A 7,186-nucleotide genomic window follows, 5' to 3' on the forward strand; every position below is an offset into this window, starting at 1 on the left:
GCCACGCGCTCTGACCTGGTGATTTGTGAGTTCCATTCTGGTCGGTTACATTGTGTGAGGCTTCGCAAGATCACGTTTGCGCTGTTATACGTGATTCCAGCGAGTTGTTGCCCCCTTAGCTCAGTCGGCAGAGCGTTTCCATGGTAAGGAAAAGGTCGACAGTTCGATTCTGTCAGGGGGCTCCGTTACACCAATTCCCGGTGGACTGACGGTGCTCCGGTAGGTCCACCGGGATTATGTGTTGTAACTGTGGCGATGTAGCTCAGATGGTGAGAGCGCACGACTCATAATCGTGAGGTCGAGGGTTCGAGTCCCTCCATCGCTACTGGGGGATAGATGAGGGGTCGCCCTGGCGGGTGGCCCTTTTTCTCCCACTGCGCACCGCCGTCGAAAGTGGAGCCCACTATCGCCTGGTTTAGGCGTGAGGTTTCTCTGCTATGGTTGGTGTGTTGCCTGACCGGTGCAGGTGCAGAGATGTGAGTTCGCATCAGTGATGATGTGGATCCGTTGCTGTACGGTAGCGGTAGGAAAACATAGGGGCGTGGCTCAATTGGCAGAGCAGCGGTCTCCAAAACCGCAGGTTGCAGGTTCAAGTCCTGTCGCCCCTGCAAAAGCGTATTAAGCCAGTTTCCCGCGGAACTGGCGTGTGTACATTTTCATCTCAGTCGAGGAGAGTGCGCGTGAGCGAGGAACGAAGCTCTACGGGAGCATTGCGTCCGTCCGGTAAACGCCAGATCACAGGATCCTCCACTGTGTCAAAATCCCGCGCTCGTAGCGCCCAATCGGGCCCAGAGACCGTGGGCGGCCGTGGAAATATCTTCACCCAGATCGTCGATTATTTCCGCGGCGTTATTGCCGAGATGCGGAAAGTCATTTGGCCGACGTGGCGTCAGATGGGCGTCTACACCGGCGTTGTCTTGCTTTTCCTGATCGTTGTGATCGGCATTGTTTCGGGCGTCGACTTCCTCGCCGGTAAAGGCGTCGAGTGGACTCTTACTCACTAAATACGCATTAACAACCCACGTCGGCCGAGGTCCAGAGCAGCGCAAAGTGTAGTTGGGAATAGCCCGGTCAGCTGTGTATAATCGCTCCCATATTGTCCCGCCAACCCGAGAGGGGAGGCGGGATTTTCCTTTGGAAACACCGCAGAGAAGGACTGACATTATTCATGAGTGACACAACGAATTCATCCACCGAGTCCGACAAGCCGCAGAGTGCCGCGGATTTAGCAGCACAGGCAGCCGCTGATGTTCAAGAGGCTGCTCGCAAGGCTCAGCAGCCCCAGTTCTCCGCGGGTGCTGCACAGAGCTCGTCCGACGCAGGTAACGCGGGCGACGCTGCTGGCTCACAGGACAATGAGGCCGATCAAGCTCGTGATATGGACGCCGAAGGTGCCGTCGCCACGGAAACGGCGTCGGAAAGCGATAACACTGCGGCGTCGCCCTCTGTGACCACGGGGAGCGACGCGGCCGGGTCTGCATCGGCAAATGAGGGAGCCACCGACCAGCCCTCCGCTGCGGACGAGGCGGAGCAGGACCCCGAGGCGGCCGCAATGCAGGCCTACAAGGTGCGTCTGCGCAAGTTCATGCGTGAGCTCAAGAAGCTGCCGGGTGAGTGGTACATCGTCCAATGTTACTCAGGTTACGAAAACAAAGTGAAGACGGACCTGGAGGTTCGCTCGCAGACTCTGGGCGTCGACGAGCAGATCCACGAAGTCGTCGTCCCCATCGAGGAAGAAGTCGAGGTCAAGGACGGGAAGCGGAAGGTTGTCAAGCACAAGCTGCTTCCGGGGTACGTGTTGATGCGTATTGAGCTTGACGACGCATCCTGGTCGGTCATTCGTGACACGCCGGGGATCACGAGCTTCGTCGGCAATGAGGGGCACCCCACGCCGGTGAAGATTCGCGAGGTCGCGAAGTTCCTGTTGCCGCCGGAGACGGCAACGCAGAAGGCCGAGCAGGAAGGCGAAGAACCGGCCGCTGTGGACGTGTCCAGCACTGGTGTGGCTGCACCTCCGCGTCCTGCTGCGGACAAGGTCAAGGTGGACTATGAAGTTGGCGAGGCCGTGACGGTCCTATCCGGCCCGTTTGCGTCCGTGTCCGCGACGATTTCCGAGATCGATGCCGAGAACAGCAAGCTGAAGGCTCTGGTGTCCATCTTCGGGCGTGAGACCCCTGTGGAATTGGACTTTGACCAGGTGGAGAAAATCAACTAAAGCACGTGGCGAATTTGGGCTCAGGTGCTGCGCTCCGGTATCCTGGCTCTTCGTGTGTGTCTGAGCCTTGGTGGACATCGCGACGGTGAAATACCGTAACGGTGGATGCCGCTGGCTGGACGCACGAATGTCACTGTCATCTTTCCGGTGGCCTGGGAATTCAGGCATCCGGTCGAATGATGCGGGTTCTGATGGTCATGGTGGACGTTCACCGTGGGCGTTAGAGTCGCGTTGTTTGGTAACAGAAAGAGGTTGTAACAATGGCTCCGAAGAAGAAGGTTTCGGGCTTCATTAAGCTGCAGATTCAGGCTGGTCAGGCTAACCCGGCCCCGCCGGTTGGTCCTGCGTTGGGTGCTCATGGTGTCAACATCATGGAGTTCTGCAAGGCCTACAACGCTGCAACGGAAGATCAGCGCGGAAACGTCGTTCCGGTTGAAATCACTGTGTACGAGGACCGCTCGTTCACGTTCAAGCTGAAGACCCCGCCGGCTGCGAAGCTGCTTCTGAAGGCTGCGAACCTGCAGAAGGGTTCGGGCGAGCCGAACACCAACAAGGTCGGATCCGTCACCTGGGATCAGTGCAAGGAGATTGCACAGACCAAGATGGAAGACCTGAACGCGAATGACCTGGACATGGGTGCGCGCATCATCGCTGGTACCGCACGTTCCATGGGTATCGAGGTCAAGGGCGCTACTGCGTAACTTCGCTTAGTGCGGGTTTTGTGCCCGCATTTCGCGTAATTCACTTTTCAGTGGGAGGGCCTCTTGCTGGCCCGCGACCACTACTCCAAACGTTTAAGGATTGGATTTTTATGAGCAAGAACTCGAAGGCTTACAAGGCTGCGTTGGAGAAGATCGACGCTGGTCGTATCTACGCTCCTATCGACGCGATGAAGACCGTCAAGGAGACCGCATACTCCTCCTACGACCCGACGGTCGACGTTGCTATCCGCCTGGGTGTTGACCCGCGCAAGGCTGACCAGCTTGTTCGTGGCACCGTTTCCTTGCCGAACGGCACGGGTAAAGAGGTTCGCGTCGTGGTCTTCGCTGAGGGCCCGAACGCTACCGCCGCTGAGGAAGCTGGCGCCGACGTCGTCGGTACCGCGGAACTGGTTGAGCGTATCCAGGGTGGCTGGACCGACTTCGACGCTGCTATCGCGACGCCGGACCAGATGGCCAAGGTTGGTCGTGTTGCACGCGTGTTGGGTCCCCGTGGCCTGATGCCGAACCCGAAGACCGGTACGGTGACCACCGACGTCACCAAGGCTGTGAAGGAAATTAAGGGCGGTAAGATCTCGTTCCGCGTGGACAAGGCCGCCAACTTGCACGCTGTGCTGGGCAAGGCTTCGTTCTCCGCTGAGCAGCTTGCCGAGAACTACGGTGCGCTCATCGACGAACTGCTTCGCGTGAAGCCGTCCGCCGCCAAGGGCCGTTACCTGAAGAAGGTCACCGTGTCCTGCACCAACGGCCCGGCCGTGCCCGTCGACAACACCGTGGTGAAGAACTACACCGGCGAGGCTGAGTAGTTTTCTGTAGCCGCAGTACAGCGGTTAGCTCGGCTAGCCCGGTTGGTTGCATGTAGCCCGGTTGGGTTAGCCAAAAGATAGGCAGATTCACATTCTGTGGATCTGCCTTTTTTGCATATGGCCTGGCGAATTCCTGGGATAAGTAGGGGATAAGTAGCAAAAAAGTGTCCGGACTGCCTCTTTGCTACTTACCCCTGTTTTGTGTTGGTTTTTGGGGAATTCGTGCCTGTATGGCGGAAAACTGCGGGGCAAATAGGGGTCGGTTGTGAAAACTGTGGGGGGATATGGTCAATTTTTGGCGATTTTTCGCCCACATACCCCCGCACGTTTATCCAGGCTGCATATGCCCCGCAGTTCTCGAGCCAAGACGTAGAAAAGCCCTAGAAATTCTCTGCTAACTTTTCGATTTCGCTGTCTCCGTTGAACTTGGCCCCAAACTCTCAAACACGCGCCCTTTGTCCCCTATCTTTCATTGGAAATTGATTAATTATTTGAATTAATGGACGAGATCCTTGCGATCATCCGTTTCGTTTGAGATAGTCCTTTTCTAAGTGGTAAATCTATCTATCTATTTCTGTCCGCAAGGGCATATTTATGCACTGGGAGAAGAAATTGGCACTGTCGTTGGATGCTTCGATGCCTTTAGGTTCGATCCCAGGTGCCTCGGCTAGCGCTTCTCCTGCTTCACAAGAACAACGTTGCGTAACAGCTCACCGGGGATCTTCTACCTCCACTGCCGAGCGACAAACCGTTTCGAAAGATGAGCTTGCTCAGCTTAATAAAAATATTGAGTTGGTAGGGGGAAATCCTTTGTCTAAAAGAGCATTCCAATATAAAGCTGAAAGTGTCGGGAAAAAAGTCGGTCCAGGTCTTGCAATCAGCTGTAGTCCAGATGCGGGGGGCGCCCTCGCTACCTATATGGGCGGGTAGACCATGCTGCGCCTACTAGTAACGATCTTGGGTTTTGTGGTGGCCTTACTTGTGTTCCGCTTTTTCGTTGAAGGGTCTTGGCCCTCTGCCATATACCTTGGGGTTATGTGTGGACTTATTGCCGGAGCCGTCTTGACTCCTTCTGGTTGGCGATCGCTCCGACGGATCGCTCGTAACCTTAAAAAAGGTTGGTCTTAGCTGCTGACAGGACCGGATGAGGATGCCTACCCGAGGCAGGTCCAACGGCTTAGAAAGCTGTTTAGAAGCTATCTCGAAGTCATCGTCCTTTTTCGATGCGCTGCCGGAGCTGATTTCTAGCCCCGGTCCGACGGGTCGATTGAGGCGCTTCTGCTGTTCAGCGGCCTTTTCACGATCAACGTTTTGGTGCAGTTGCCTGCGGGGCTGGGTGAGTTCGCCCATGCCCGCCACCGCGGACAGCCCCCATAAGCGTCGGACAGCACCACCGAAGCCAAGCCCCAAATAACACGTAACGAACCTCACTCAGGGGGTCAACAACACATGGTTTTCGCCGCGAGTGTTGTCGCCGGGGGTAGGGGCCACCCCTTACTGCACTTGTCGGACATCTGACAGGTCGGTAGTGTGGGTTTCGACCCGCACGGCGGTGAGTCACAGTGAGCGGGTTGTTGACAACACGTTAGGAGCGATCCTCCATGCATCAGCAATTTGGCACACTGAACTGGCTAGCCATTGCGGTTTATATCGTCGCCATGTTGGCAGTGGGCATCTATTTCTCGAAACGGGCCGGTGCCAGCAGTGATGATTACTTCAAAGCTGGTGGGCGCATTCCCGCATGGGCCGCGGGTTTCTCCATCTACGCCACCACGCTGTCCGCCATCACCTTCATGTCCATCCCGGAAAAGGCGTACTTGACGGACTGGGCATACTCCGCGGGAAACATCGCGATCTTCGCCATCGTCCCGATCCTCGTCTATTACTACGTCCCGTTCTTCCGCAAGCTGGACGTCACGACGGCCTACGAATACCTGGAAGAACGCTTTGACGTGGTTCTTCGAGTTTTCGGCTCCCTATTCTTCGTCCTGTTCCACATCGGACGGATTGCCATCGTCATTTACTTGCCGACGCTGGCTCTCACCGCCGTCAGCGATATCAACCCTTATCTCATTGCCGGGCTGGTCGGGATTGCGTGCGTGATTTACACATTCCTCGGCGGTATGGAGGGCGTGATCTGGTCCGACGTTATTCAGGGCATCATCCTGCTGTCGGGTGCGTTGGTCGTAATCGTCGTCGCCCTGGTGAATAGTCCGGGTTCGATTACCCATACGTTGTCCGAGGCCGCGTCGGACGGGAAGTTCTATTCTGGCCAGAACTTCACCTTCAGCGATTTGTCGGTGTCGATCCCGATTATTTTCTTGGGCAGTGTGCTCAATAATTTGCAGTCCTACACGGCCAGCCAGGATGTGGTTCAGCGGTACCAGACCACGCCATCTGTCCAGGCCACGAAGGGCTCCCTGTATGTGAACGGGTGCCTCGCGCTGATCACCATCCCGATTTTCTACGGCATGGGAACCGCCCTGTACACCTACTACCAGGGCAATGGCGGTTTCCCGGATGACGTGAACACGTCGGCGATTGTGCCTTACTACATCCTGACCGAGCTTCCGGGTGGCGTCGCTGGTTTGATCATCGGCGGTATTTTGGCCGCTGCACAGTCAACCATTTCTTCCTCGTTGAACTCCATTTCCGCGTGCATCACGGTTGATATCCGTAACCGTCTCATGCCTGGCCGTGGCGAGGCATCAGTCCTGTTCAGCCGCATGATTATTGTGATTACCGGCCTCTTTTCGACGGGTGTCGCGTTGTGGCTCATCGCATCGGAGAAGGGCGAGCTGTGGGATCTATTCCTGACGCTCACCGGGCTGTTCGGTATCCCGATTGCTGCGGTCTTTGCGCTGGGGATTTTCACCGTGCGGGCGAACCGGTTTGGTGTGCTGGCGGGGCTTCTTCTGGGAGCGGTGTCCGGCTACTTCATGAACCAAACTGATTTGGGGCCGTTCATGATTTCCATCGTTGCGTTTGCTGTAACGCTAGTGGCTGGATACCTGCTGTCCATTCCGCTCGCGGGTGCTGCGAAGGCCACGCGGACCGAGACCCTGCCGCTGACAATCCACGGTAAAGACTTGAGCTACGAACGGAAGTCTGCCCGGCGCGAGGCTCTGAATGAACCAGCCGCTGTTATTCCCGATACTGATGATCCCACTGAATCCAAGTCTGTGGCTCAGGTTTAACGACGCTGGACGAGGGGTGCCCTGAGTACGTGGGGCACTGCCTCAAGCTACGTGGGAAACCTACGAATGAAAATTGAGAATGTGAAGGGCCCGAGGGCCCTTCATTTTTGTGGGTTATACGACAAAAGTGTGTCTCCACGGCGTGTTACCCCGGGGCTAGACCTGGCCCTTTTGGATGCCGATTGAGTGTGTGTACTTGGTTGGGATAGCGTTGTCGTAGAGAGCTGGTCGTCCTATTTGGTGGTCGGC

General features: G+C 56.5%; 6 protein-coding genes and 3 tRNA genes. All 9 read left to right on the forward strand.

The genetic code is table 11. The features are described 5' to 3' along the window. The first annotated feature begins 109 nt into the window (after nt 1–109). Nucleotides 110–182: transfer RNA gene (locus Q3981_RS09785), tRNA-Thr, on the forward strand. A gap of 69 nt (nt 183–251) precedes the next feature. Beyond that, a tRNA-Met gene (locus Q3981_RS09790) sits at nt 252–325 on the forward strand. Nucleotides 326–535: 210 nt separating this feature from the next. Beyond that, nucleotides 536–608, forward strand: a tRNA-Trp gene (locus Q3981_RS09795). Nucleotides 609–680: 72 nt separating this feature from the next. Then, nucleotides 681–1,004: a preprotein translocase subunit SecE gene (secE, locus tag Q3981_RS09800; RefSeq protein ID WP_012732483.1), complete on the forward strand. Its 324-nt coding sequence runs from the start codon at nt 681–683 to the stop codon at nt 1,002–1,004. A 164-nt stretch (nt 1,005–1,168) separates the two neighbouring features. Then, entirely contained in the window at nt 1,169–2,215 is a 1,047-nt protein-coding gene (nusG, locus tag Q3981_RS09805) for a transcription termination/antitermination protein NusG (RefSeq protein WP_303125777.1), read from the forward strand. A 260-nt stretch (nt 2,216–2,475) separates the two neighbouring features. Next, a complete protein-coding gene (gene rplK / locus Q3981_RS09810; RefSeq protein ID WP_012732481.1) occupies nt 2,476–2,916 on the forward strand; it encodes a 50S ribosomal protein L11 in 441 nt (146 codons plus the stop codon). A 110-nt stretch (nt 2,917–3,026) separates the two neighbouring features. Further along, nucleotides 3,027–3,740, forward strand: a complete 714-nt coding sequence (gene rplA, locus Q3981_RS09815; protein WP_012732480.1) for a 50S ribosomal protein L1 — start codon at nt 3,027–3,029, stop codon at nt 3,738–3,740. A gap of 594 nt (nt 3,741–4,334) precedes the next feature. After that, nucleotides 4,335–4,670, forward strand: coding sequence for a hypothetical protein (locus Q3981_RS09820; RefSeq protein ID WP_303125779.1), 336 nt, complete (start codon nt 4,335–4,337; stop codon nt 4,668–4,670). Nucleotides 4,671–5,341: 671 nt separating this feature from the next. After that, nucleotides 5,342–6,937, forward strand: coding sequence for a sodium:solute symporter (locus tag Q3981_RS09825; protein WP_303125780.1), 1,596 nt, complete (start codon nt 5,342–5,344; stop codon nt 6,935–6,937). Nucleotides 6,938–7,186: the final 249 nt, after the last annotated feature.

It is taken from the genome of Corynebacterium sp., from assembly GCF_030530965.1.
GTDB lineage: Bacteria > Actinomycetota > Actinomycetes > Mycobacteriales > Mycobacteriaceae > Corynebacterium.